1 protein-coding gene is annotated in these 795 nt (G+C 57.2%); it reads left to right on the plus strand.

From position 1 onward, the window contains the following. Positions 1-16: 16 nt before the first annotated feature. Positions 17-795 (plus strand): FAD-dependent oxidoreductase (locus EOA85_RS36450; protein ID WP_245486405.1); only part of this gene is annotated, 779 nt, incomplete at its 3' end.

Below are 795 nucleotides of genomic sequence, written 5' to 3' on the forward strand. Positions count from 1 at the left end.
GGCTCACTATGAGGACATGGCAAAGTTCCACGGCAACCTGCTGGCACGCGACAATCCCGATCTGCGCAAGGTATTCGTGGAAAATGTTCCGGCCACTCTAAAGAAGCTGCTTGACATGGGTGTGGTCTTTTTCGGGCCGATGCCCGAACCCCCGCATCGCGTTCCTCGAATGCACAATGTCTTGCCGAATTCTCGGGCTTATGCTCACGCCCTCTATCGACGCGCCCGCCAGCTTGGTGTTGACGTTCGCTACAATCATCGTGCCTGTCGTTTAATCCGCGAGCGTGAAAAGGTAGTCGGCGTCGAAGTCGAGGCGGACGGTTCGCAAAAGCGTTTTTTTGCGCGCCGGGGCGTTGTCCTCGCCGGCGGCGATTTCAGCGCGAACCGCGAGATGAAGAGGGAATATGCCGGGGACGTCATCGCTCAAGCGGATGCGCTGGTGAAGACGAGCACCGGCGATGCGATCCAGCTGGGGCTAGACGTAGGCGGAGAGATTGTGAACGGCGACCTGATGAGCGGGCCACAACTCCGGTTCGTGCCCCCCAGGACCAACTTGATGACAATGCTGCCGCCCAGTCGCTTTCTGGCTTTGACGATGCGGTGGGCGATGGCGATATTGCCGCAGCCCGTCATTCGCCCATTCATCATGATGTTTCTGACAACGGTTTTGGAACCGCAGCGCAAATTATACGAAAGCGGCGCGATTCTGATAAATCGGGATGGCGCTCGATTCACCGATGAATGCGATAAACCCCAACTCGCAGTTCCGCAGCAAAAAGGCAAAGAAGCCTACAT

The sequence above is a fragment of the Mesorhizobium sp. M5C.F.Ca.IN.020.29.1.1 genome, assembly GCF_003997375.1.
In the GTDB taxonomy this organism is placed as follows: domain Bacteria; phylum Pseudomonadota; class Alphaproteobacteria; order Rhizobiales; family Rhizobiaceae; genus Mesorhizobium; species Mesorhizobium wenxiniae.